1 protein-coding gene is annotated in these 1050 nt (G+C 61.1%); it reads right to left on the minus strand.

Going from position 1 to position 1050, the window contains the following annotated elements:
• Window positions 1-55: 55 nt before the first annotated feature.
• Window positions 56-988 (minus strand): IS5 family transposase, encoded by a 933-nt coding sequence (locus HT136_RS26035; protein WP_214202653.1) that lies wholly within the window; start codon window positions 986-988, stop codon window positions 56-58.
• Between the last annotated feature and the right edge of the window lie 62 nt (window positions 989-1050).

Raw genomic sequence — 1050 nt, forward strand, 5'->3', positions numbered from 1 at the left:
GGCTTTGTTGCGCAAATCGTTCAGCGGGTAGCGGTTGGCCTTTGAAAGCGTTCGGTCACGCGACGCGCTGAGTTTGAGGCGTTCCGAGCGCGGTGAAGCGGTTGAGGATGGCCGCACGGATTTGCATTTCAGCGACCTGGCGATCGAAGTCTCGAGCCATGATGCGTTCCCCCAGCAGCTTGAAACAATGCATTTTGGTTTCGACCAGACTGCGCTGGTGATAGCCGCTCCATCGCTTCCAGATCGGACGCCCGAACCGGCGGCTTGAGCGGACGATTTCATTGCGGGCGGCAACGCCCGGTGTGCTCCCGGGCCAGACTTGCGCATTACTGCGGGCGGGAATGATGGCACAGGCATCGCGTGCGGCAATGGCTTCGTGACAGGCCCTGGTGTCAAAAACGCCATCGGCGCTGACGGTCGCGATGGCTTGATCGGGTGGTATCTGCTCCAGCAATTCGGGCAGCATGGGCGCATCGCCAACCCGGCTTCCAGTCACTTCGATGGCGTGGATATCAAGCGATCCGGCGTCCACGCCCAGGTGGACCTTTCGCCACTGGCGGCGCTTGGAAGGACCATGCTTGCGTCTGCACCATTCCCCGTCTCCAACGGCTTTGATGCCCGTGCTGTCGATCAGCAAGTGCAACGGCCCGGAACTGGGCTGGCAGGGGATCTCGACAAGCAAGGTCTTCTGCCTCCGGCTCAGCGTGCTGAAATCCGGCACCGGCCAATCAAGCCCGGCCATCTCGAGAAGGCTGGCAACCATGCCAGTGGTCTGGCGTAAGGGCAGCTTGAACACTCCCTTCAGTGTCAGGCAGGCCTGGATCGCGGCATCCGAGAAAACGGGCTGACGGCCACGCTTGCCCGTCGGAGCTGACAGCCATTCCATCCCGGCATCAAACCAGACCTGAAGCGAACCTCTCTGTGCCAGCGCTGCGTTGTAGGACTTCCAGTTCGTCGTGCGGTAGCGTGCGCGGGGCGGTTTGCTCATCGCCTATCATTAACCCACTGGATTCACGAACGGAATCCCTTGGGCATTTGCGCAACAAAGCC

Origin of the sequence: Novosphingobium profundi (assembly GCF_018491765.1) — a bacterium.
GTDB lineage: Bacteria > Pseudomonadota > Alphaproteobacteria > Sphingomonadales > Sphingomonadaceae > Novosphingobium > Novosphingobium profundi.